We start from the raw sequence: 25156 nt of genomic DNA, 5'->3' as shown, positions 1-25156 counted from the left end.
AGCGGGCTGCCGATACAAGAGCAAGGGATTCACGGCATATGCCTCATAGCTGGAACCGGGACACCAGCGTCCGCAATTCGCTGCCGAGTGTGGCCAGTTCCGCACTGGAACGGGCTATCTGATCGGAAGAAACCGCAGAGTGCGCGGTCACATCGCGAATGCCACTGACGTTCTGATTTATCTCCTCCGCCACCGACGTTTGTTGTTCTGAGGCAGTTGCAATCTGGTTGTTATACTGACTGATTTCGTCTACCGACCGGGCGATGCGTTCAATCGAGGCGCCTGTTGCGGTGGCGCGCGCGAGGGTGTCGGTTGCGAGCGTGGCGCTGGACTCCATCGCGGCTACGGATTCTCCGGCACTGTTTTGCAAAGAAGTCACCAGCGACTCGATTTCCTCAGCTGAACTCTGGGTTCGCTGCGCCAGCGAGCGCACTTCGTCCGCAACGACGGCGAAGCCGCGCCCCTGATCACCGGCCCGGGCCGCTTCAATCGCAGCGTTCAACGCCAGCAGATTGGTCTGTTCGGCGACCGATTTGATGACATCCAGAACGGTTCCTATGTCGGTTGTTTCCTGCTGCAGACGCTGAATGATGGCCATACTTTGATTGACCTCCAGCGACAGGCTGTTTACCTGGTTCACCGTTTCGGTAACCTCTTGCTCCCCTTCGGTGGCCTGATTGGCCGCATCGGAAGCAACCGTAAATGCCTGCTCCGCGTTGCGGGCAATGTCAGTGACAGTTGCCGTCATCTGGTTCATCGCAGTGGCTACCTGATCGGTTTCCCGTTGCTGGCGATGAATTCCTTCGCTGGTCTGGCTGGTAACCACGGACAGTTCTTCTGCAGACGCCGCAATGTTCGTCGCGCCGGATTCGATACGTCGGACCAGGTCCCGCAGACCGCCAACCATGGAGGCCAGGGCCGCCATCAGCCGACCGATCTCGTCGCTGCGGTCGGTGGCGATGTCACCCGCCAGATTCCCGGAAGCCACTGCCGTGGCAATGGCCACGGCCTGGTTGAGACGCGCCGTGATCGCCCTGGTGATCAGATACGCCATCAACACACCCAAAAACACCGCTACGCCGGTTGCACCAAAAATCAACGTTGTGGCGTGTTGGCGGTCCGTTTCCATCGCACCCGCCTGCCGTGCGCGCAGGCCGTTTGCCAGATCGATCACCCGGCTGGCCGTTGCGACCATATCCTCAGACAGCTGTTCACTGGATTCGATCAACCTCACGACTTGCTGGAATTCGCCCGTGTAGGCTTCCAGTGCCTCGGTAATGGGGGTCTTGTCCTCCGCGCTGATAGCGGCGGAGGCCAGGGTACCCCGCAACCGTTTTGCGTCCTCAAAATAACCGTCAATGCTGCTGGCATCCCGCGCCACCAGGAATCTTCGTTCCGCGCGGCGCATGTCTTCATACATCGCCGAGGCAAAAAACAGTGAGCTGTGTGCATTGAGGGACGATCCCAACACTCGGGATTTTGTTTCCAGTCCGGCGAGCGCGTCCTCCCGTTGGCTGGCGTTCGCTTCCACCTCACTCAACAGGGTCTGGTATCGTTCAATATCGGTGCGAATATTTTCCAGCGTATTGAGATCTGCACTGACCGTAATCAATGGTTCAAGGCGACGGATAATTTCGAGAACTTCATCGCCATAGGTGCGCGAGACGAGGACGTGGTCCGCCTCCCCCGTCAGTACAAAATTTTTTTCTTCAACGCGGGCTTCGGTCAGGCCAGTGTGCACCAGGCCCAGCTGGGACACTATGTGAGAACGATGGCTGTAGGTCTCCAGGGCCCGGTTGCCGATGAGCCCCACCACCAGGGTGAGCAGCAACAGCAAAGTAAAGCCGGCTGTCAATTTGCTGCGGATGGGCAGGTTGTCAAAGAAGGTTGCAAAACTCATAGGGTTTCTCAGACTCAATTGAGGACCGTCTGCGCCGTATCGGTGATTGGACAGGGGGTCAACGAGGGTCCAGAGCCGAACAGGCAGAGGTCGGTATTGTAGTTATGTCTGCATTAAGGCGAATTTCAGAGCGGGATACCAGTGGCTTCTCGTAACGATTGATTGCTGGACGTTCACATACGCCATGATGCGGATAACACACCGCACTGGCGGCGGTGCACCTGGATGATATTGAGGTGACCACAATCTTCGCCAATGCCCTACAGCCACGCCCCCTGTCTTCCTGATAAACTGGTGCCGAATCCTTTTTGAACTTGAGCACGTAATGACCGAGCAAGCCCACTCAGCCGATACTCCTGTCCCAGCCCTGCCGAACACTATAGAGCCCTCGCGCCGCTTCTGTGTGGCACCGATGATGGACTGGACCACCAGCCATTACCGCTACCTGGCTCGCCAGCTCAGCCGCCACACCTTGCTGTACACCGAGATGATCACCACCGGCGCGTTGATTCACGGCGATACCGCCCGGTTTTTGCGCCACAACGAGGCGGAATACCCGCTGGCGTTGCAGCTGGGGGGCAGCAATCCGGCGGAATTGGCCCAGTGCGCCCGGCTGGCGGAGCAGTATGGGTTCGACGAGGTCAACCTGAACGTGGGTTGCCCCAGTGACCGGGTGCAGAACAATATGATTGGTGCCTGCCTGATGGCCCACCCTGACCTGGTCGCCGAGGGCGTGCGGGCCATGCGCGACTCCACCGCCCTACCGGTGACGGTCAAGCACCGCATTGGCATCAACGGGCGCGAATCCTGGGATCAGTTGTGTGAATTTGTCGAGAAAGTGGCCGCCGCCGGCTGCCGCACCTTTGTGGTGCACGCCCGCATCGCCATCCTTGAAGGCCTGAGCCCGAAAGAGAACCGGGACGTGCCACCGCTCAAGTACGATTGGGTCTACCGTCTCAAGACGCGCTACCCCCACCTGGAAATCATCATCAACGGCGGCATCAAAAGCATGGAAGAGTGCCATCAACATCTGCTGCATACCGACGGTGTGATGCTGGGGCGTGAGGCCTATCACAACCCCTGGTTGCTGACCCGGGTCGACCCGCAGCTGTTCGGCGAGCCGGCCCCTGTGGCCAGTCGCCATGAAGCCCTGCGGAGGATGATGCCGTTTATTGAATCCGAGCTGGCACGGGGGGTGTATCTGGGGCACATCAGCCGCCACCTCCTGGGGTTGTTTCACGGTCGCCCCGGGGGCCGGCAATACCGGCGCCACATCAGCGAGAACGCTTACCGGCCCGGCGCCGGCGTTGAAGTGATCGAAGCCGCGCTGGCGTTGGTGCCGGAACAACCGCCGGAACGCGCACCGGCGGAGTGAGATTGCCATCGTTCTTGTCCCGGTCCCGGTCGCCGGTTATGGTAGAAGCAGGCCTTGCAGCGGCCAGACCCTATCATTCAATTCAATCCGATCAGGACGACAGGACGCATGACCAACAAGCTTGAACAGCTCAAATCCATGACCACCGTGGTTGCCGATACCGGCGATCTGGACGCAATCGCCCAGTGGCGCCCACAGGACGCCACCACCAACCCCTCCCTGTTGCTGAAAGCCGCTGCCTCTGACCGCTACCGTCCCATGCTGGACGCGGCAATCAGCGACGCCCTGTCAACCGCCGGCTCCAGCGCCGAACAACTGGCCTACGCCACCGACATGCTGGCGGTGCGGGCCGGAGAAGAAATACTGCAGCTGATTCCCGGAGTGGTGTCCACTGAAGTGGACGCACGGCTGTCGTTCGATACCGAGGCCACCCTGAGCCGGGCGCGCCGGCTGATTGAACTCTATGACCAGCGCGGCATGGATACCAGCCGGGTGCTGATCAAGATCGCCTCTACCTGGGAAGGCATCCGCGCCGCCGAGCAGCTGGAGAAAGAAGGCATCCGCTGCAATCTGACGCTGCTGTTTTCCTTCGTTCAGGCGGCGGCCTGTGCCGAGGCCGGGGTGTTCCTGATTTCCCCCTTCGTGGGCCGGATTCTGGACTGGCACCTGGCCAACAGCGGACGCTCCTCCTACCCCGCGGCGGAAGATCCGGGTGTGCAATCCGTGACCCGCATCTATAATTTTTACAAGGCCAACGGGTTCGATACGGTGGTGATGGGCGCCAGTTTTCGGAATCTGGGCGAGATCGAAATGCTGGCGGGCTGTGACCGGCTGACCATCAGCCCGGACTTATTGGCAGAGTTGCAGAACGACCGTGGTTCGCTGCGCCGCCGCCTGTCCGCGGAACAGGCCAGCAGTGCGGATCAACCCTTCGAGGTCAGCGAAGCCCGATTCCGCTGGGAATCCAATGCAGACGCCATGGCCACCGAGAAACTGGCCGAAGGTATTCGCCGGTTCGCAGCCGATCAGGTCTCCCTGGAAAAGCAGCTCCAGCGCATGGCCAAAATGGGCTGACGAACGAGTTATCGAGAGCGGTTTGGGACGGTATGCTGAAACAACTGAAAGCATTGTTTGATCAACGCGCAGGGGCAAACGCCCCCGCTGCGGCGCCCGACAAGCATCAGATTGCCGTCGCCGCCACGGCGCTGATGGTACAACTCGCGTACATCGACCAACAGGCGGACCCCAGGGAGTTGGCCACCATTGTGGAGTGTGCGACCAAAATCCACCAGGTGACCGCCGCTGAGGCCAAAGCCATTCTCGACGACGCCATGGCCGGGGCCCGGGACGCCACCTCGCTCTACCAGTTTACCGGCCTGATCAACGAGCACTTTGATCAGGCCGCCAAGCTGACCCTGCTGACCCATATCTGGCAGGTCGCTTTTGCCGACGGCCGCATCGACAAATACGAGGAACATCTTATTCGCAGAATTGCCGAATTACTGCATCTTAACCACCGGGAATACATCCTCGCCCGCCACAACGCCGGGCAGGCCGGAACCGTCTGAAGGAGCCGCTGATGCTAGCCATTCTTCACCCCAACACCTCGCTAGAGAGTGAAGCCTACCGCCACACCCTGGATTTTCTCGAAAACCTGCCCGGGGTATCCATCCGCATTCACGAGGTTCAGGGCGTCAGTCAGAGGTTGACCGAAATCTATCTGCTGGGGGACACCAAACCGGTCGATGAGAATGAAATTGCGGCGCTGCCAGCGGTGGAGCGTGTGGTGCGCATTTCCGAAGACTATCGGATTCTTGGCCGTCACCACGACACCATGCGCCAGAACGGATTCACCTACAACGGTGTCACCTTTGATCAGCACAACCTCAACGTGTTTGCCGGCCTGTGCGCCGTCGATGTGCCCGAGCATGTGGAAACCATGATGAAGGCGTTGCAGGCCCACGGCCAGCAATGCACCCGCATGGGCGCGTACAAGCCCCGCACCAACCCCTATTCGTTTCAGGGGCACGGCAAAGGCTGCCTGCCGTGGGTGTTCGAAAAAGCGGGCAAGTACGGGCTCAAGGTGATCGCCATGGAAATCACCCATGAATGTCACATCGAAGAAATCGACGAATGCCTGGAAAAACTCGGACGGCCTACCGGGGTCATGTTGCAAGTGGGCACCCGCAACACCCAGAACTTTGAACTGCTCAAAGCCATTGGCCGTCAGCGCACTTACCCGGTACTGCTCAAGCGTGGCTTTGGCATTACCCTGAACGAGTCCCTGAACGCCGCCGAATACCTGGCGAGTGAAGGCAACGCCAACGTCATTTTCTGCCTGCGGGGCATGAAGACCGAAGCCGGCCAGCCGCACCGCAACATGGTGGACTTCGCCCACGTGCCCGTGGTCAAACGTCTGACCCGCATGCCGGTATGTGTCGACCCTTCCCACTCGGTCGGCACCCGCGCCGGGGCCCCGGATGGCATTCTGGATGTCATGCACACCACCGCGCAAGGGGTGATTGCCGGCGCCAACATGGTGCTGGTCGACTTTCACCCCCAACCCGAAAAGGCGCTGGTGGATGGCCCCCAGGCGCTGCTGATGGAGGAGTTGCCCGCCTATCTGGAGGACATCCAGTTATGCCACGACACCTGGAAGAAACGCCAGCAAATCTACAACCGCCAACACCCCCGTCAGGAACCGCACGCTAAATGATTATATACGGACACCGTGGCGCCAAGGGTGAAGCCCCGGAGAACACTCTGGCCGGTTTCGAGCATGCCTATCGCCACGGCATTCGCCATTTCGAACTGGACCTGGTGCTGTCGAAGGACGGCGTGCCGATGGTGCTGCACGATCTGACTCTGGAACGCACCACCGGTCAGGCCGGCAAAGCCGCCGACTACACCGCCGCAGAACTCCGCGGCATGGACGCCCGGCGCAACACCACCACCTGGCCCCGGGTGACCACCATACCAAGCCTCACGGATGTGCTGGCGGCCTGCCCGGACTGCGAAAGCCTGCAACTGGAGGTGAAAACCGACAGCCGGGCCCGCCTCAACGTACTGGGCAACCGCGTGACCGAACTGATCCAGCGGGAAAACCTGTACGACCGCGTGGTGGTGACCTCAAGCGATGCCTGGTTTTTGCAGGAGATCCAGCGCCGGGATCGCCGAATCCGCCGGGGTCTGGTGGTCGAGCGGCGCTTTCCAAAAGCCACCACGGCCGCCATCCGGCTGCAGTGCGACTACCTGTGCCTGAACTGGAAAATCTGCTCCGCCGCCCTGGTGGAAGAGGCCCACCGGCGCGGGATGCATGTGTCGGTGTGGACCGTCAACCGCATCCACGACATGCTGGAGCTGGAACGTCAGGGCGTCGACAGCATCATTACCGACTTCCCTACCAGCACAAAGATGTATTTCGACAACCGCGCCCGGGCACCCCAATTGCCACGTCCTGCGGACGACCCCGGATTGAGTGCGGCGGAAATTGCCGCCGCCACCCGGCAGGAATAATACCGTGCGCGGCGACCGCCCGCAGTGTGCGGGCGGCACACCGGGTCTCAGAAAATACGGTTCAGACCGTTAAGAGCCGCCACCCGATAGGCTTCCGCCATGGTGGGGTAATTGAACGTGGTGTTGATAAAGTAATTGAGGGAGTTCGCCTCACCCGGCTGATTCATGATGGCCTGGCCGATGTGCACGATTTCAGCCGCCTGGTCACCAAAGCAATGGATCCCCAGAATTTCGCGGGTTTCCCGGTGGAACAAAATCTTCAGCATGCCCACCGCTTCGTTGGTAATCTGGGCGCGCGCCAGATCCTTGAAAAACGCCTGCCCGACTTCATAAGGCACCTTGGCTTCGGTCAGTTCCCGTTCGGTGCGACCGACCGAACTGATCTCAGGAATGGTATAAATACCGGTTGGCACATCCGACACAAACCGGAAATAGTCATCACTGACAATATCCGAGGCCGCAGAACGCCCCTGATCGTAGGCCGCACTGGCCAGGCTGGGCCAGCCGATGACGTCACCCACCGCGTAGATATTGGGCACTTCGGTGCGGTAATGCTCGTCCACGGGCAACTGCCCCCGGCTGTTGGGCTCCAGCCCCACGTTTTCCAGGCCAAGACTGTCCGTATTGCCGGTCCGGCCGTTACACCACAAAAAGGCGTCGGCACGAATCTTTTTACCCGAACGCAACGACAGCACCACCCCATGGTCGTCGCCCACTACCGATTCGTATTCCTCATTGTGGCGCACCAGCACCCCATTGTTCCTGAGATGGTAACTGAGGGCATCGGAAATCTCGTCATCCAGAAACGACAGCAGACGGCTGCCGGGGTTGATCAAATCCACTTTGACCCCCAGGCCCGAAAAGATCGACGCGTATTCGGACCCGATGACCCCCGCGCCGTAGATGATCAGAGTCCGCGGAGTGTGGGACAAGTTGAGGATGGTGTCGCTGTTATAGATCCGCCGATGGCGAAAGTTGACGTCGGCGGGTTGGTACGGCCGGGAACCGGTCGCCACCACAATGGTCTTGGCGTGCAGGATATCGTCGGTTTTTCCGCCGCGGACTTCGATCCGGTTGGCGTCCAGAAAATGGGCGCGGCCACGGATCAGATCCACCCGGTTACGGGCGTAAAACTGGGTACGCAGCTTGACCTGCTTGCCGATGACCTTCTGCGCACTTTGCAGCACCTGGGGAAACGAGAACCACCGTGGTTCGCCGATGTCCCGGAACATCTGATTGGTGTTGAAGGTAATGATCTGTTTGACGGAGTGGCGCAGTGCCTTGGACGGAATGGTGCCCCAATGGGTGCAGTTGCCGCCAACGGTCGGCTTGTCCTCAATAATGGCCACACGCTTGCCACTTTTGGTCGCATTCATGGCTGCGCCCTCGCCGGAGGGGCCAGCCCCTATCACGACCACGTCGTAATGATGTTCTGCCATGCCTGCAGTAACTCCCTATCTGCGTCATTGGACGACTACACAGTGACTTGCCGGGCAGGAATGCCACCATTCCTGCCGGATTAACGGATCGGCCTAGCGACGATCTGCCGCGGTTGCATCATAAGCCAGCAGTTCTGCAGTCTTGCCCTCGCCGGCAAGGCGCTGATTTTCTTCTTCACACTTGCGGGTATCACCGCCACAAATGTCGCAGGCTCCGTCCAGCCCCAGCGCGCCGATGCCACCGCAGGTTCCGGCGATCGGCTTGCCACCGAAGATAACGCCAATGGACATGGCGGCCAGCAACACGCCGACAATCACAAACACCAATAAAAAGACACCCATTTGTCTGTCTCCCGTTCGCTTTACTATTCGGTCAAAAAAGAGGAAAACGCCGGTGTGTGGTAAGCAGCAAACCCGTCCTCTTCGCGCACAATAAAATAAACCGCCATGTTTTCCCTGGTCGCCAGGGCCCGAGATTGTTCGTAGCCGAGCACCGTAAAGGCGGTGGCGTACCCATCGGCCAGCATGGCGCTCTCCGCAATAACGGTCACCGAGGCGAGCGTGTGACTGACGGGTTTTCCAGTCGATGGATCTATTGTATGGGAATAACGCTTGCCTTCCGATTCGTAATAGTTCCGATAGTCACCCGAGGTGGCCATGGCCTGACCATCCAGGGCCACGATGCGGTTGATCCGGCGTGCATCGCTTACCGGCTCCTCAATCGCCAGTCGCCAGGCGTCACCACCGGGCTTGCGCCCGCGAGCGCTGATTTCGCCCCCCACTTCCACCAGAAAGGATTCGATACCCGCGTCGGTTAGATAGCGCGCCACCGCATCGGTTCCATACCCCTTGGCGATGGCCGACAGGTCCAGATACTGCGGCACGCTGGTACGAACCGCGGGCGGATCGGCCCGCAACTCAATATGGCGGTAGCCGGTTTGCGCCATACGTTCGGCCAGCAGCGCCGGCTCGGGCACCGTCTCGGGTGTCGCCTCGGGCCCGAAGCCCCACAGGTTGACCACCGGACCGACGGTGATATCAAAGCTGCCGCCACTGAACTCCGACAACTGCAAGGATGCGCTCAGCACCTCGTACAGGGGCGTTGATATGGCGAACCACTGGCTTTGGTCGGCGGCATTGTTGAAACGGGACAGTTCGGAATCCGGACGCCAGGTCGACATGGACGCGTCGACCCGTGCCAGTGCCGCGTCAATTCCTTCAGCCAGTGCTGCCAGCTGATCGGTGTCCTCCGGCAGCACCACTTTAACATGGTAGCTGGTGCCAAAAACCGGCCCGGAGATCTCCCAGATTTGTTGTTCTGGCTCAAACGAACAACCCGCCAGGGCTGCAATCACCAGCGCCATCACGGCGCTGGTGATCACTGCCCGGGCGGGCCGTAACATGCAGGATGTCATCTGGACCGATTACCCTCCAAAGTCATCCAGCATGATATTTTCATCTTCCACGCCAAGATCTTTCAGCATCTTGATGACCGAGGCGTTCATCATGGGCGGTCCGCACATGTAGAACTCACAATCTTCCGGAGCCGGATGATCTTTCAGGTAGTTTTCGTACAACACGTTGTGGATGAATCCGGTCGGCCCTTCCCAGTTATCACTCGGCAGGGCGTCCGACAGAGCAACGTGCCACTCAAAGTTGTCGTTTTCCCGGGCCAGCATGTCGAAATCTTCGACGTAGAACATTTCACGGACACTGCGGGCACCGTACCAGAAGCTGACCTTGCGGTTGGTCTTCAGCCGCTTCATCTGGTCGAAAATATGGGACCGCATCGGCGCCATACCGGCACCGCCGCCCACAAACACCATTTCGGCGTCGGTATCCTTGGCAAAGAACTCACCAAACGGCCCCATAACCGTTACCTTGTCACCCGGTTTCAGGTTAAACACGTAACTGGACATGATCCCAGGCGGGTAGTCCGTGCCCGGCGGCGGCGTGGCGATCCGGATGTTGAACTTGAGGGTACCTTTCTCTTCCGGGTAGTTCGCCATGGAGTAGGCGCGCACGGTTTCTTCTTTGTTGATGGCCTTATAGCGCCAGATGTCGTGCTTGTCCCAGTCTTCGTGGAACTCTTCTTCAATATCGAATTCCTTGAAATCGATTTCGAAGGGGCCACACTCCAGCTGCACATAACCACCCGCGCGGAAATCTACTTCTTCCCCTTCGGGCAGCTTCAGCACCAGTTCCTTGATGAAGGTCGCCACGTTGTGGTTGGACAGGACCTCGCACTCCCACTTCTTCACCCCGAAGAACTCTTCCGGCACTTCCACCTGCATGTCCTGTTTTACCGGGACCTGACAGGCCAGCCGCCAGCCTTCTTTCTCTTCACGGTTGGTAAAGTGAGTGCGCTCGGTGGCCAGCATGGCGCCGCCACCGTCCAGCACCTTGCACTTGCACTGGGCACAGGTGCCCCCGCCGCCACAGGCGGAGGACAGAAAGATACCGCTATTCGCCAGAGTACCCAGCAGTTTGCCACCGGCTTCGGCGACCACTGTGTGCTCGGGGTCATCATTGATTTCAATAGTCACGTTTCCGGTACTGACCAGTTTCGAGCGTGCCGCCAGGATAACTGCTACCAGCGACAGCACGATAACGGTGAACATGACCACGCCGAGAATAATTTCAGTATTCATGATCTCGCCTTTTCGTTAGTCCGATACACCGGGTTGGTTAGAGTGAAATGCCTGAGAACGACATAAAGCCCAAGGACATCAAACCAACCGTAATGAAGGTGATACCCAGCCCCTGAAGGCCGTCGGGAACATCGCTGTACTTCAGTTTTTCACGGATTCCGGCCAATGCTACGATCGCCAGCGCCCAGCCCAGTCCGGCTCCGAAGCCGTACACCACACTCTCGCCAAACGTGTAATCACGCTCGACCATGAACAGTGAAGCCCCGAGGATGGCACAGTTCACTGTTATCAGTGGCAAAAACACACCCAGGGCGGAATAGAGTGCGGGGATGTATTTATCCAGCACCATTTCCATGATCTGCACCAGCGCTGCGATCACACCGATGTAGGTCAGCAGCCCCAGGAAGCTCAAATCAATGTTGGGCAGGCCCGCCCATGACAAGGCGCCTTCCCGCAAAACATTGTTGTAAATCAGGTTGTTAACCGGCACGGTTACCATCAGCACGACGATAACGGCAATGCCCAACCCGACGGCGGCTTCAATTTTTTTCGAAATCGCCAAAAACGTACACATGCCCAGAAAGAAGGCCAGCGCCATGTTTTCAACGAACACGGCCTTCAGGAGCAGGCTGATATAGTGTTCCATCAGAACGCCTCCTTGGTGGTATGACGGGACATTTTGTACTCCGGCGCCTCAACCTGCTCAGGTTTCCACGCGCGCAGTGCCCAGATCGCCAGACCAATGATGAAAAACGCACTGGGTGGCAACAGCAGCAGGCCATTGGGGACATACCAGCCGCCCTCATTCACCACCGGCATCAGGGCATACCCGAACAGGGAACCCGCACCCAGCAGCTCGCGGAAGAAGGCCACCAGAATCAGCATGACCGAATAGCCCAGGCCGTTGCCGATGCCATCCAGAAAACTCAGCCAGGGGCCGTTCTGCATGGCAAATCCTTCGGCGCGCCCCATCACGATACAGTTGGTGATGATCAGCCCGACGAAGACCGACAGCTGTTTGCTGATTTCGTAGGCAAAGGCTTTGAGCAGCTGGTCGACCACAATAACCAGCGACGCAATAATGGTCATCTGTACGATGATCCGGATACTGTTGGGGATCTGGGCACGCACCAGCGAGACCGCCAGGTTAGAACAGGCGGTAACCGCAATGACCGAGAGGCACATAACCAGCGTCACGCTCATGCTGGTGGTGACCGCCAGGGCCGAGCATATGCCCAGTATCTGCAGTGCGATCGGGTTGTTCTTGAATATCGGTTCGAAAAGAACCTGTTTGGCTGAAGCCGCTTCTGACATGATCAGACCTCCCCTTGACGCAGTTTTTTCAGATACGTGGCGAAGCCGCGGTCACCCAGCCAGTAATTCACCAGCTGCTCAACGCCCCGACTGGTGATGGTCGCTCCGGACAGTGCATCGACCTTATGCTCCTTATCCGCTGCATTGGCATCAACACCGCCCTTGACCAGGCGTATGCCGGGTTCGGTCAGATCGTCACCGTAGACTTCTTTGCCTACCCACTGTTGTTTCCAGCGCGGATTGTCCACCTCTCCGCCCAGTCCCGGGGTTTCACCATGATCGTAAAAGCCCAGCCCTTCGATGGTGTTGACGTCGCCTTCGAGGGACACAAAGCCGTACAGGGTGGACCAGAGGCCATAACCGCTGATCGGCAAGACCACCCGTTCAAGCTGGTCGCCCGAGTTCAGAATGAACACCCGGGCCACGTTTGGACGCCGCTTGATTCCGGCGGGGTCCTCGGTGGGTGGAATCCGGGTCGACATGGCGGGGTCCGACGCGGCCTTGTACATATCGTATTTCATCGGGTCTTCCACCCCGACACTGGCCGGATCGACGTATTCGCCGGTGTCCAGATCGACCAGGCGCACGTCGAATTGCTGGAACGTTTCCTCGATTTGGTTGGCACTTGCACCGGGTTCCAGCATGCCGGCTGCCGCCAGTATGTTGGATTTGATATCCAGCGTCTGGTTGACCACCTGTGCCGGCCTCAGCATCACGGCGGCGGTCGACACGACCACCGAGCACGCGATACACAGAGCCAGTGCGACCATAAGGGTCCTGGAGACGGTTTCCTTGGGTTTAGACACGGGCAAGCCTCCGTTTGATATTAGCCTGAACCACATAGTGGTCGATCAGCGGCGCAAAAAGGTTGGCAAACAATATGGCCAGCATGATGCCCTCCGGGAACGCAGGGTTGATGACCCGGATCAACACCGTCATCACACCCACCAGAATACCGAAGCACCAGCGGCCGGTATTGGTCATGGAGGCGGACACCGGGTCGGTCGCCATGAACATCATGCCGAACGCAAACCCGCCCATCACCAGATGCCAGTGAGCCGGCACGGCGAACATGGGGTTGGTGTCGGAGCCGATGACGTTCAGCAGCAGGGTCATGGCGATCATGCCGATCATCACCCCACCGACGATGCGGTAGGAGGCAATTTTCATGACCAGCAGCACCAGACCACCGATGAGCACCGCCAGGGTGGAGGTTTCACCGACGGACCCCTGGATGGTACCCAGAAACGCGCTCATCCAGCCGATGTGCTGTTCCAGCGCTTCCACACCGCCACTGGCGGCCCAGCTCAGCGCGGTCGCGCCGCTGAAGCCATCCACCGCAGTCCACACTGCGTCACCGGAAATTTGCGCCGGATAGGCAAAGTACAGAAAGGCACGACCAGTCAGAGCCGGGTTCAGGAAGTTCTTGCCTGTGCCACCAAACACTTCCTTGCCGATCACCACACCAAAGCTGATTCCCAGAGCCACCTGCCACAGCGGGATGGACGGGGGGCAGATCAGGGCGAACAGAATGGAGGTGACGAAGAAGCCTTCGTTCACTTCGTGACGGCGCACCGTTGCAAACAGGACTTCCCAGAACCCGCCCACAGCAAAGGTTACGAAATAGATGGGTACAAAGTACGCCAATCCGTAGACGAAATTGTCCCACACACCGGCCCCGGCGCCGGTCACCGCCAGAGCTTGAATAAAGGCCGTTCGCAGCCCGCCGTCCGCCACCAGCGCATCCGGGTTGGCCGCCAGAAAGCTGTTGGCGTGGTAACCGATGTTCCACATTCCGAAGAACATGGCGGGAAACGCACACAACCACACGGTGATCATGATGCGCTTGAGGTCAATACCGTCGCGCACATGGGAGGTTGTGGAAGTGACATAAGGCGGCGTGAAGAACATGGTGTCCGCCGCTTCATAGAGCGCGTACCAGCGCTCGTACTTACCACCTTTCTCAAAGTGGTGCTCGATGCCATCGAGAAATTGCCGAATTCCCATCGTAGTTTAGCCCTCGATCTCGATTCGGGTCAGATTCTCACGGAGAATCGGACCATACTCGTATTTACCCGGGCACACAAACGTGCACAGTGCCAGATCTTCTTCGTCCAACTCCAGTGCACCCAGCTGTTGTGCCGACTCGGTGTCTCCCACAATCAGCGCACGCAAGAGCTGCGTGGGCAGGATATCCAGCGGCATCACCTCTTCGTACGCGCCGATCGGAACCATGGCCCGCTCACTGCCGTTGGTGGTGGTGGTGAAATCGAACAATTTGTTGCGCTTCAACTTCGACAGATAGATATTCATCACCGAGAAGCGGTTGACGCCCGGTGTCAGGTACCCGAGCAGATTGCGTTTACGATTCTCTTCCAGGACGCTGACCTGGTTGGCAAAACGGCCCAGATAGGCGCAGGTGCCGGAACCGCGGCGCCCACCAAATACCGACCCGGAAATCAGCCGGACATCGCAATCGGTGGCGATTTCGCCGTCGCACAATTCGGTCAGGCTGGCGCCAACACGGGTGCGCACCAGGCGTGGCTTGAGCGCCTTGGGACCACCAATGGCGACGATCCGCTCGACCGGCAGTTCACCGGTTTCAAACAGTTTGGCAATATCGATGACGTCCTGATAACCGATCGTCCACACCACCTTGGCGCCGACCACCGGATCCAGATAGTGAATGTGGGTCCCCACATTACCGGCGGGGTGCACGCCATCAAACTGGTGCACTTCGATGTCGTCGGACTTGGGTACGGGAATGTCCGTACCGGGTTTGCCGGTTACAAACACCTTGCCGTTGGTCAGTTTGGCGAGAAGGGTCAATCCCCTGCTGAAGGCGGCGCTGTTTTCACGGATGATGACGGCGGGATCGGCGGCCAGAGGATTCGTGTCCATAACGGACACGAAAATGGAATGGGGGGTAGTGTCTATTTCCGGGACCTTGCTGTAAGGACGTGTGCGCAAGGTTGTCCACAGTCCGGATTCGACCAGATTATCAACAACTTGCTGACGCTCCAGACTGGCAAACTCGGACTCACTGTACCGGGCAAATGTTTCCGCCTCATCGCCATCTATCTCGATAACAATCGACTGAAACACACGGCGTTCACCCCGGTTTACCTCTTTCACCACGCCGGCGGCAGGTGATGTATAACGTACGCCCTCGGTCTTCTTATCCGTAAACAGCAGCGTACCCCGCTTAACGCGGTCTCCCTCTTTGACAACCATGGTCGGCTTCATGCCGTTGTAGTCAAAGCCGATCAGTGCCACATGGCGAACGGTATTGCCGTCGGTGATGGTCTGTTCGGGAGCGCCACTGATGGGAAGATCCAGGCCTTTTTTGATCGTGATCATTAGCCTCGCCCATTCATCAGGTTCTTTCGATGGATTTGCCACGCCTGCCACTGTACAGCCAAAACCAACAACAGAATTGCACTCCAACGCAGAGTTTCACCGTCATCAGCACGTATCTTTTGGACGCGAAGTGTCAAACGTACCTAAAATCGCGCCAATTATAGAGACTCGAAGCCATCATTGCCACCGGATCCAGCCAAACTTTGTAGCTATACGTAATCTGGTCAGACACGAAAAAACCCCGACAGTTTCCACTGCCGGGGTTTCTTCAGAATGATGACGCTGTTAACCGCTACCGGTCAACCATGCCCCCTATCAGCGTACCCGTTCCGGGAACACCGGGTGGGACACCGCAGCCATCTGATTCACCATGCGAATGACCTGGGCGCTGTAGCCAAATTCGTTATCGTACCAGACATACAGGATCAGACGCTTGCCGCCGGCAATGGTGGCCTGAGCATCGACCACACCGGCGTGACGGGACCCGACAAAGTCCGTGGACACCACCTCCGGCGAATTGACGAAGTCGATCTGCTTTTGCAGTTCGGAGTGCAGCGCCATCTCGCGCAGGTACTCGTTGACCCCTTCCACCGTTACTTCTTTGTCGAGGTTCAGATTAAGGATGGCCATGGACACGTTCGGTGTGGGCACGCGAATCGCGTTACCGGTCAGCTTGCCTGCCAGCTCCGGCAGCGCTTTTGAGACCGCCTTCGCCGCACCGGTCTCGGTAATCACCATATTGAGCGGCGCACTGCGACCCCGGCGGCTGCCCTTGTGATAGTTGTCGATCAGATTCTGGTCGTTGGTGTAGGAGTGCACAGTCTCCACATGCCCGTCTTCAATGCCGTACTCGTCGTTAATGGCCTTCAGAACCGGCGTGATAGCGTTGGTGGTGCAGGACGCCGCGGACAGAATTCTGTCCTCGTCGGTGATCCAGTCGTTGTTGACCCCGAACACCACGTTCTTGATCTCACCCTTGCCCGGCGCAGTCAGCAGCACCCGGCTCACCCCTTTGGACTTCAGGTGCAGCCCCAGACCCTGCTCGTCGCGCCAGATACCGGTGTTATCCACCACGATGGCGTTGTCAATGTCGTACTGGGTATAGTCCACCTGGTCCGGACCATCCGAGTAGATCACCTGAATGTAATTGCCGTTGGCAATGATGGCCGAGCGCTCTTCGTCCACCTTGATGGTGCCATTGAAGGGACCATGGACAGAATCCCGTCGCAGCAAACTGGCGCGCTTTTCGAGATCGTTGTCGGCACCGCCCTTACGCACCACAATCGCGCGCAAACGCAGATTGTTCCCGCCGCCGGCTTTTTCAATCAAGATACGCGCCAGCAAACGGCCGATACGACCGAAGCCATAGAGCACCACATCTTTGGTACCGTTGGCGGCATTTTCTTCCGACTCCGCGCCGTACTGACCGACGATCGGCCCGATTTCACGCTTGAGGAAGTCCTCAATGGGCTCTGCCTTACCTGCCAGCTCGCGCTTAACTGCGAGCTTGCCGATATCGACGTGACCACAACCCAGCTCGAGTTTGTCCATGGCTTCCAGAAACGGCAGCGTGTCGTGCACAGATAACTCGCTGTCTTCAACCTGACGCACATAACGGTGCGCGCGCAGAATATCGATCACTGACTGGTTGATAATGGGGCGACCGTAGACGGACGTCACCACGTTATTTTTACGATAAAGACGACCAATCAACGGGATCATCGCCTCGGCAATAGACTCCCGTTCCGTCCAGTCCGACAGGTGCTCATTAATCTGTTCGTGACTCACGCTTCAACCTCTGCAGTTTGCACTCGAAATTTGGGGGCGCACATTATCCATCTTAATACATCGGATCGCAAATGCGCCCGCCCTGGCCGCCCCCGCGCGTATGGTTCATGACAGCACCGTACGGGACCGGTAGAATAGCCCTCCTTTCCCGGAACACCGCAGCACAGCCCAACGCTAGGAGTACCAGTTTCCCATGTTCCCAGGCTCATCCTCAACCCCCGCACAACCCTCGCTGCTGGCGCCGCCCTTCCCCGGCAAAGCGGCCGATCACCGTATCTGGAGCGGGCTGTCTGGCACCAGCAGTGCCCTGGCCATTTGCGAGAGCGCACGCCAGCATGACGGATTGACGCTGGTCATCACCGAAGACACCGAACAAGCCATCCGCATCGAACAGGGCATCTGCTTTTTCCTCGGCCTGCCTTACGACGACCACCAGGTCGCCGTGTCTGCGGACGGACTGGAACTGTTGTCGCTGCCAGACTGGGAAACCCTCCCTTACGATCTGTTTTCACCCCATCAGGACATTACCTCGCGGCGCCTGCGCACCCTGCACCGTCTGCCGACCACCCGGCGCGGCATCCTGGTGGTCCCGGCCCGCACCCTGATGCACCGCCTGCCACCGGTCAGCTACCTGCAGGGCAACACCCTGCTCCTGGAAGTCGGCCAAACCCTGCTGATTGAACAATGGCGACAGCAACTCGAATCCGCCGGCTACCGCCACGTGGACAATGTCTACGAGCACGGCGAATACGCCACCCGGGGGGCCATACTGGACATTTTCCCCATGGGCTCGCCATTGCCCTACCGGATCGATCTGTTTGACAACGAGATAGAGACGCTGCGCACCTTCGACCCGGAAACCCAGCGCTCCCTCGACCGCATCGAGCGTATCGAGCTGTTGCCCGCCAACGAATTCCCCTGGGACAAAGCGGCCCGCTCGGAGTTTCGTAACCGCTGGTTCGAGCAGTTCCCCGGCGCCGACAAAAGCGCACCGGTCTACGCGGACGTGACCCAGGGCATCGCCACCCCCGGTATTGAGTATTATTTGCCGCTGTTTTTCGATCACACCGCCACCCTGTTTGATTATCTGCCGGCGCAGACCCGGGTATTCACCTCCCACAACCTCCACGCGGCGGTAACCCAGTTTCAGGATGACGCTCAGGCCCGGTACGAGGAGCGCCGTCACGACCGGTTGCGCCCGATACTGCCTCCGAAACGCCTGTTTCTGTTAACCGAAGAGCTGTTCAGCAACCTCAAACCCTTGCCCCGAGTGACCCCGGCTGCCTCCGTCCCTGACGGCGCCAATGCCAACAAAGTGGTGAGCTGTGACAGCGCGCCCTTACCGGACGTCTCCTTTGAGGGTCGCAGCAGCGAACCCGCCGCACGCCTGAGTCAGTTTGCCGACGGTTTTAACGGCCGAATTCTGATTTGTGCGGAATCCTCAGGGCGCCGTGAAGCGCTGATCAGCCAACTCCACGAGCACGGCCTGCGGGCGGTGGAAACCGCCGGCTGGGAGGCCTTTCTCGCCGACCCGGACTGTGCCCTGGGGATCACCGTAGCGCCGCTTGAAGACGGCATGAACCTGCCGGAACACGGCATTGCCCTGATCACCGAAGCGGCGCTGTTTGGCGAACGGGTGTTGCAACGGCGCCGCCGCGGCCCAACCACCCAATTGGATGACGATGGCTTTCGCGACCTGTCGGAACTGCGACTGGACGCTCCGGTGGTGCACATCGATCATGGCGTGGGGCGCTACAAGGGGTTGGAAACGCTGGATATTGACGGCGACCAGGCGGAGTTTCTGCTGCTGGAGTACGCCGACAACGCCAAACTCTACGTGCCCGTCTCCAGCCTGCACCTCATCTCCCGCTATGCGGGCGCGGATGCCGAACACGCCCCCTTACACAAGCTCGGCAACGATCGCTGGAACCAGGCCAAACAAAAAGCGCTGGAAAAAATCCGCGATACTGCGGCCGAACTGCTCGACACCTATGCACGCCGGGAAGCACGCACCGGATTCAGTTTTGACGACCCGGGCGAACACTACCGTGCGTTTGCGGCCGGATTTCCCTTTGAAGAAACCCCTGACCAGCAAGCCGCGATCGAAGCTGTGCTTGCCGACATGACCGGCACGCGCCCCATGGATCGCCTGGTGTGCGGGGACGTCGGTTTTGGCAAAACAGAAGTCGCCATGCGGGCCGCGTTTATCGCCACTTATTCGGGTAAACAGGTCGCCGTGCTGGTGCCCACCACCCTGCTGGCCCAACAACATTTTGAATCCTTCCGCGACCGGTTCTCCGACACTGCGGTCACCGTGGAGGTGCTGAGCCGGTTCCGCAGCGCCCGCGAGTCAGGTGCCACCCTGGACAAGATCGCCGGTGGCCAGGCCGACATAGTAATCGGCACCCATAAGCTGTTGCAGGGCGATATCCGCTTCAAAAATCTGGGCCTGGTGATTATAGACGAGGAACACCGGTTCGGGGTCCAGCAAAAAGAGAAACTGAAAGCCCTGCGGGCCGAAGTCGATATGTTGACGTTAACCGCCACCCCCATTCCCCGCACGCTGAATCTGGCCATGGGCCACTTGCGGGATCTGTCCATTATCGCCACCCCTCCGGCCCGGCGCTTGTCGGTGAAAACCTTTGTGCGCCAGCGGGATGCAGCGCTGATCAAAGAAGCGGTGCTGCGGGAAATTCTCCGTGGCGGTCAGGTCTACCTGCTCCACAACGACGTCAGCAGCATTCAGCGTGCCGCCGAGGAACTCAATGCGCTGGTTCCGGAAGCCCGGGTGGCGGTCGCCCACGGCCAGATGCGCGAGCGCGAACTGGAACAGATCATGTCTGATTTCTATCACAAACGCTTCAATGTGCTGGTGTGCACGACCATCATCGAGACCGGTATCGACATCCCCACGGCGAACACCATCCTCATTGAACGCGCCGACAAATTCGGTCTGGCCCAGTTGCACCAACTCCGGGGCCGGGTGGGCCGCTCGCACCACCAGGCCTACGCCTATCTGTTGACGCCGCCGCCCAAAGCCATCAGTCGCGACGCCCAGAAACGTCTGCAGGCCATCTCCGAAGCCCAGGACCTGGGATCCGGGTTCATGCTGGCCACCCACGACCTGGAAATCCGCGGGGCCGGCGAATTACTGGGCGAGGAACAGAGCGGGCAGATCGAGAGCATTGGCTTCACCCTGTACATGCAACTTCTGGATGAAGCCGTCAAGGCCATTCGCGAAGGCCGGACACCAAACGCCGAGCTGCCGCTGGGTCATGGCTCCGATATCAACCTGCGCATTCCCGCGTTGATACCCGACGAATACCTGCCTGACGTGCACAACCGGTTGATGCTGTACAAGCGCATTGCCAGCTGCAACACCCAGGACGCATTAAAAGAACTTCAGGTGGAGATGATCGACCGCTTTGGTTTGTTACCGGAGCCGGTCAAAAACCTGGTGCGACAAACCGAGTTGCGGTTGCAGGCTGAGGCCCTTGGCATCACTAAAATTGACGCCGGTAACCAATGGGCGCGGTTCGAATTCGGCGCCACTACGCCGATTGACCCGCTGGTGCTGGTTAACAAAGTGCAACACGCGCCGGACCGCTATCGCCTGGAAGGGGCGAATAGTTTCCGCTTCCGGCTGAAGGACACAACGACCGATGGTAAACTCAACGGCGTTGCTGACATGCTGGGCCAACTTGCCGGCTGATGCTGCTCAGCCACCGGCGTTATGGGTGAACACTTGATGAATCTGGAGACTATCTTGCAACCAATCAGACGGATGCTGTTATTGCGGCACTGGCTCGGCGTTTCTGCAACCCTGCTGGCCATGACCGCCACCCTGTCCCCGGCTGCGGCCCAGCCTGCAGCCGACACCTACCGGGCCGAGATAGTGGTGATCGAACGCAAGGTCAGCCCGGACAGCGTGATCGAGCAAATGGCGTCACGGGCGCCGGCACCGGCAACCGGTCTGCCCGAGCAGTTGTGGGTGGAAGACGCCAATGGAAGCCGCGTCTCCAGTGTCAACCTGGCCCCCCGATCGCAGATGCATCTGCACTCAGCGGCCACCAGGCTGGAAAACAGCGGCCGTTACCGGGTATTGATGAGCGCGGCCTGGTACCAGTCGTTCCCACCGGACTACAGCGGTCAGCCCATGCACGTCAGCATCGGCGACTGGCTGCCCGCAGCGGCGCACCGGGCCGTGGAAGGCCAGATCACCATCGACCGCAAGCGCTACCTGCATGTCAATGTGGCCCTCAATCACTGGCGGCCGGTTACCACTGCGTCGACTGCCGTGACAACGCCCCCTTCGGGTGACCCGGCTGATATCACCACCGCGCTGGCGGCGGACGGAAGCCCGGTTGCAGAACCTCGTGCACAGCTCCTGACGTGGATTCGTGAAACCCGCAGAATGCGCAGTGAAGAAGTCCATTTTCTGGACTCCCCCACCATCGGTGTGTTGGTGTTTTTCAAAAAGATGGGAGACTGAAGCGCGCGGGCTCAGTGCGCCGCTTTGAGCCGACTGAGCCCGGCGATGGAGGCTTTGAGAATGGCGGTGACATCCGCCATCCCTTCCGCGAGGGCGGCTTCGATTTCTGCCATGGTAATGATGCAGTCGGTTTTGCCGGCCGCCCAGTTCACCACCAAAGCCAGGCACGCGTAATTCAGCCCGGCCTCCGCCGCCAGTGCGGCTTCCGGCATCCCGGTCATGCCCACCAGATGACAGCCGTCCCGTTCCAGGCGCGCGATTTCCGCCGCCGTCTCCAGGCGTGGCCCCTGGGTGGCGGCGTACACGCCAAAATCCACCGCCGCAATCTGTTCCTGCCCCGCCGCCTCAAGCAGCACCTGACGCGCCGCCTCCGCATAGGGAAAACTGAAATCGATGTGGGTCACGGCGTCCAGTTCTCCCTCGAAGAACGTCCCCGCACGCCCCCAGGTGTAATCGATCAACTGATCGGGAATGACCACCTGGGCAGGCCCCATGGCTTTATGTATACCACCCACCGCATTGACCCCCACCAGGGTGATGACCCCCGCATCTTTCAGCGCCTGGATGTTGGCGCGGTAATTCACCTGGTGGGGCGGGATGCAGTGGGGATTACCGTGGCGCGCCAGAAACACCACCGCGACGCCATCAAGGACCCCGAACACCAGCGGTGCCGAGGGCGCCCCCCAGACCGTCGTCACTTCCTTCGTGGCGGTGATTGCCAGACCCGGTAACTCGGTCAGTCCGGTGCCGCCGAGAATACCAACCAGGCCAGTTTGCGACTGTGTTGATGTCATTGATGCATCCCCATGGAAGGTGTTGTTAAATTTGCTCCTGCTCGGGCTTGCGCTGGCGCGACTCCTTGGCGCCCCTATCCCCGTCGTGGGCGCCCCTATCCCCGTCGTGGTTGCCGTTGTTCGCCGTTTGCGCCGCCGGCCCGGCCACCCTGACCTCGTCGGCCAGATGCAAGGTGCGTGTCGGGAAGGCAATCTCCGCGTCGTAACTCTGGATGATATCGCTGATTTTCAACAGCACATCCTGCTTTATCCCGTGAAACTTTACCCACTGGGTGGTCTTGGTGAAGGTATACACCATGATATCGAGGGTGGAGTCACCAAAGGCCAGAAAATTGACCATCAAGGTCTGGTCCGTATCTATCTCGTCGTGCTCTTCCAGCATGGTGCGGATATCCGCCACTATGGCGTCCATCTGCCGGACGTCGGCGTAGCGGATACCAAACACTTCATAGATCCGCCGGTTGGTCATCCGCGACGGATTTTCCACCGCAATGGTGGTAAAGGCAGCATTGGGCACATACAGCGGGCGCTTGTCGAACGTGCGGATGGTGGTCAGGCGCCAGCCGATCTTTTCAACCGTGCCTTCGATGCTGCGATCGGGGGAGCGTATCCAGTCCCCGACTTTGAACGGACGGTCGAAATATATGATGAACCCGCCGAAGAAGTTCGCCAGCAGGTCCTTGGCGGCGAACCCCACCGCAATGCCCCCGACTCCGCCGAACGCCAGCACCCCGGAAATGCTGTATCCCAGTGACTGCATCACGATCAACACCGCCGTGATAATGACCACCGCACGAGTCAGCTTGCTGACCGCCGAAATGGTGGTTTTATCCACCGGACGGCGCATCTTGGCGGGCGACGCCAGGGTCTCTTCCGCTTCCTTGATGACCCCCAGCAAGGTCCACACCAGCAACCCGATGAAGCCCAGTTTCAGCAGGTACTCATTGGCGGTAAAAATCTCGGCTTCAGAGTAGCTATGCGCCGCTTCTGCAGCCCAGTAGACCCCCTGCAACCAAACAAACGCAATGGCGGGTTTGCGCACGGCATGCAGCAGTGCATCATCCCAGAAGTTGTCGGTGGCTTCACAGCGGCGCTCCACCATCAGAATGATACGGCTGACCACAAAGGCAACGATCGCGGTCGCCGCCACCAGGATAAAAATGGCGACGGTCACCCGCCAGCCTTCATTCAGCATGCTCCAGCCGTTTATCCAGCGGACCAGCATTCCCGATACATCGTCACCCATTGTTACTCTCTCACTTGATTAGAACCCGTGTCCCCGGCGCAATCAGGCCGAACAACTCGATGAGATCTGCGTTTCTCATGCGCACACAGCCATGGGAGCGTGGCACCCCCATAGGCTCGGAATCCGGCGTACCGTGGATGTAGATAAAACGCCGGAAACTGTCCACCCCCGCGCCGCGGTTGCGGCCACTTTCGAGGCCGCACAACCACAAAATACGGCTCAGTATCCAGTCCCGGCCGGGAAACTGCGCCGCCAGCTGCGGGGTGTAGAGTTCACCGGTTGGCCGGCGTCCGACGAATACCGTATTGGCGGGCAGGCCTGCGCCGATGGCAGCGCGGATGTAATGCCGGCCCCGGGGGGTACAGCCGCTGTCAGCGCGCTCGCCGGCTCCGTTCAAGGCCGTCGATACCGGGTAGGACCGGCTGAGCCCGGGCGAACCGAAGTTCGCCCGCAAAAGCTGACCGGCGAGGTCTATTTCCAGGTCGGTGGCCATCTCGGCCCGGGGGGTTACCACAAATTACTCACTGTCTGGTCGCGGAATTTAGTCAGTGAGGGTAGCTGATCAGGCGTCCTTCAGGCAACAGAGGTTTTGGAAGACGGGAGTACGGCTGGCTCGGCCTGCATGCCGGCGGCCAGAAACGGCACCAGCCGGGCGGCGATTTCCTGGATGGTGGTTTCGACTTCCAGCTTGTTATACAGGATATCCCGCAGGGCATCGCTGCTGGACATGGTGAAGGCAGTGGCACCCAGCATGAACTGGATACGCCAGTAACGCTCGACCGCAGATAATTCGGGGGTAGCCTCCTTCAAAAAGGCCATGAACCGGCCGAAGGAGTGACTGTACTCTTGCTCCAGGTACTTGCGCAGGTGGCCTTGCGACTGGGTGTACGCCAGACCCAGCAGACGCATGAAAATCGACATGCCCTCTTCGTTTCGTTGGGGCATGCGCACCGCACTTTCAATCAGCGCCCAGAGAATCTGATCCAGAGCCGGTGGCTGGCCGGCACATTGCTGCTGCAAGTCGTCAAACGCACCATCCAGGGTCGCGGCAAACGGCGTCAGAAAGCGGGCAAAGACCGCCTGTATGAGCGCGTTTTTGGAACCGAAGTGATAATTAACCGCGGCCAGATTGACTTTCGCCTTGCCGGTGATCATCCGCAGCGATGTCTCTGCGAAGCCCCGCTCAGCGAACAACTCCTCCGCTGCGTCCAGAATGCGATCAACGGTATCAGATTGCGCCATACTCAAACCCATGCCACCAACAAACGTTCGTTTAAAACA

General features: G+C 59.3%; 22 protein-coding genes. 7 read left to right on the top strand and 15 right to left on the bottom strand.

From position 1 onward, the window contains the following. Positions 1–43: 43 nt before the first annotated feature. The gene (locus tag BG841_RS12135) at positions 44–1900 is read right to left on the bottom strand and encodes a methyl-accepting chemotaxis protein (protein WP_070057900.1); all 1857 of its coding nucleotides are present in this window, start codon (positions 1898–1900) and stop codon (positions 44–46) included. A gap of 325 nt (positions 1901–2225) precedes the next feature. On the opposite strand from BG841_RS12135, the gene dusA reads away from it, so the two are divergent. From dusA to BG841_RS12110, 5 genes are all read left to right on the top strand, one after another. Beyond that, positions 2226–3275 (top strand): tRNA dihydrouridine(20/20a) synthase DusA, encoded by a 1050-nt coding sequence (gene dusA, locus BG841_RS12130; RefSeq protein ID WP_070057899.1) that lies wholly within the window; start codon positions 2226–2228, stop codon positions 3273–3275. Between the two features lie 108 nt (positions 3276–3383). Next, positions 3384–4349: a transaldolase gene (tal, locus tag BG841_RS12125; protein ID WP_070057898.1), complete on the top strand. Its 966-nt coding sequence runs from the start codon at positions 3384–3386 to the stop codon at positions 4347–4349. Positions 4350–4381: 32 nt separating this feature from the next. Beyond that, the gene (locus BG841_RS12120) at positions 4382–4843 is read left to right on the top strand and encodes a TerB family tellurite resistance protein (RefSeq protein WP_070057897.1); all 462 of its coding nucleotides are present in this window, start codon (positions 4382–4384) and stop codon (positions 4841–4843) included. A gap of 11 nt (positions 4844–4854) precedes the next feature. Continuing rightward, positions 4855–5991: a hypothetical protein gene (locus tag BG841_RS12115; protein ID WP_070057896.1), complete on the top strand. Its 1137-nt coding sequence runs from the start codon at positions 4855–4857 to the stop codon at positions 5989–5991. Continuing rightward, a complete protein-coding gene (locus BG841_RS12110; RefSeq protein ID WP_070057895.1) occupies positions 5988–6791 on the top strand; it encodes a glycerophosphodiester phosphodiesterase in 804 nt (267 codons plus the stop codon). Before BG841_RS12115 ends, BG841_RS12110 begins: the two co-directional genes overlap by 4 nt. 47 nt (positions 6792–6838) lie before the next feature. On the opposite strand, the gene sthA is transcribed toward BG841_RS12110, so the two are convergent. From sthA to BG841_RS12060, 10 genes are all read right to left on the bottom strand, one after another. Next, positions 6839–8230: a Si-specific NAD(P)(+) transhydrogenase gene (gene sthA, locus BG841_RS12105; protein WP_070057894.1), complete on the bottom strand. Its 1392-nt coding sequence runs from the start codon at positions 8228–8230 to the stop codon at positions 6839–6841. Between the two features lie 93 nt (positions 8231–8323). Beyond that, positions 8324–8572 (bottom strand): (Na+)-NQR maturation NqrM, encoded by a 249-nt coding sequence (gene nqrM, locus BG841_RS12100; protein WP_070057893.1) that lies wholly within the window; start codon positions 8570–8572, stop codon positions 8324–8326. A gap of 23 nt (positions 8573–8595) precedes the next feature. Next, entirely contained in the window at positions 8596–9645 is a 1050-nt protein-coding gene (locus BG841_RS12095; protein WP_070057892.1) for an FAD:protein FMN transferase, read from the bottom strand. A gap of 9 nt (positions 9646–9654) precedes the next feature. After that, on the bottom strand, positions 9655–10881 hold the full coding sequence (nqrF, locus tag BG841_RS12090; protein WP_070057891.1) for an NADH:ubiquinone reductase (Na(+)-transporting) subunit F: 1227 nt from the start codon (positions 10879–10881) through the stop codon (positions 9655–9657). 37 nt (positions 10882–10918) lie between these two features. Next, the gene (nqrE, locus tag BG841_RS12085) at positions 10919–11527 is read right to left on the bottom strand and encodes an NADH:ubiquinone reductase (Na(+)-transporting) subunit E (protein WP_070057890.1); all 609 of its coding nucleotides are present in this window, start codon (positions 11525–11527) and stop codon (positions 10919–10921) included. Then, the gene (locus BG841_RS12080) at positions 11527–12195 is read right to left on the bottom strand and encodes an NADH:ubiquinone reductase (Na(+)-transporting) subunit D (RefSeq protein WP_070057889.1); all 669 of its coding nucleotides are present in this window, start codon (positions 12193–12195) and stop codon (positions 11527–11529) included. Before BG841_RS12080 ends, nqrE begins: the two co-directional genes overlap by 1 nt. Positions 12196–12197: 2 nt before the next feature. After that, a complete protein-coding gene (locus BG841_RS12075; RefSeq protein ID WP_070057888.1) occupies positions 12198–13001 on the bottom strand; it encodes a Na(+)-translocating NADH-quinone reductase subunit C in 804 nt (267 codons plus the stop codon). Next, the gene (locus BG841_RS12070) at positions 12994–14202 is read right to left on the bottom strand and encodes an NADH:ubiquinone reductase (Na(+)-transporting) subunit B (protein WP_070057887.1); all 1209 of its coding nucleotides are present in this window, start codon (positions 14200–14202) and stop codon (positions 12994–12996) included. The genes BG841_RS12075 and BG841_RS12070 overlap by 8 nt, the downstream gene beginning before the upstream one ends. Before the next feature lie 6 nt (positions 14203–14208). Continuing rightward, positions 14209–15555: a Na(+)-translocating NADH-quinone reductase subunit A gene (locus BG841_RS12065; protein ID WP_070057886.1), complete on the bottom strand. Its 1347-nt coding sequence runs from the start codon at positions 15553–15555 to the stop codon at positions 14209–14211. Between the two features lie 315 nt (positions 15556–15870). Then, positions 15871–17328, bottom strand: coding sequence for a glyceraldehyde-3-phosphate dehydrogenase (locus BG841_RS12060; RefSeq protein WP_416202631.1), 1458 nt, complete (start codon positions 17326–17328; stop codon positions 15871–15873). 208 nt (positions 17329–17536) lie between these two features. Between BG841_RS12060 and mfd the strand changes: the two genes are divergently transcribed. Continuing rightward, positions 17537–21055, top strand: a complete 3519-nt coding sequence (gene mfd, locus BG841_RS12055) for a transcription-repair coupling factor (protein WP_070057884.1) — start codon at positions 17537–17539, stop codon at positions 21053–21055. Positions 21056–21109: 54 nt separating this feature from the next. After that, a complete protein-coding gene (locus tag BG841_RS12050; protein WP_158007611.1) occupies positions 21110–21835 on the top strand; it encodes a CsiV family protein in 726 nt (241 codons plus the stop codon). Positions 21836–21846: 11 nt separating this feature from the next. Here BG841_RS12050 and BG841_RS12045 read toward each other — a convergent pair whose 3' ends face one another. From BG841_RS12045 to BG841_RS12030, 4 genes are all read right to left on the bottom strand, one after another. Continuing rightward, positions 21847–22629: an S-methyl-5'-thioinosine phosphorylase gene (locus BG841_RS12045; protein WP_070057882.1), complete on the bottom strand. Its 783-nt coding sequence runs from the start codon at positions 22627–22629 to the stop codon at positions 21847–21849. 25 nt (positions 22630–22654) lie between these two features. Next, positions 22655–23875 (bottom strand): mechanosensitive ion channel family protein, encoded by a 1221-nt coding sequence (locus BG841_RS12040; protein ID WP_070057881.1) that lies wholly within the window; start codon positions 23873–23875, stop codon positions 22655–22657. A gap of 10 nt (positions 23876–23885) precedes the next feature. Further along, on the bottom strand, positions 23886–24368 hold the full coding sequence (locus BG841_RS12035; protein ID WP_070058811.1) for a L,D-transpeptidase: 483 nt from the start codon (positions 24366–24368) through the stop codon (positions 23886–23888). A gap of 80 nt (positions 24369–24448) precedes the next feature. After that, positions 24449–25117 (bottom strand): TetR/AcrR family transcriptional regulator, encoded by a 669-nt coding sequence (locus BG841_RS12030; RefSeq protein WP_070057880.1) that lies wholly within the window; start codon positions 25115–25117, stop codon positions 24449–24451. Between the last annotated feature and the right edge of the window lie 39 nt (positions 25118–25156).

It is taken from the genome of Marinobacter sp. X15-166B (assembly GCF_001752365.1).
Classification (GTDB): Bacteria; Pseudomonadota; Gammaproteobacteria; order Pseudomonadales; family Oleiphilaceae; genus Marinobacter.
The sequence above is the reverse complement of the archived record's forward strand: the minus strand, read 5'-3'. Positions and strand labels throughout refer to the sequence as shown.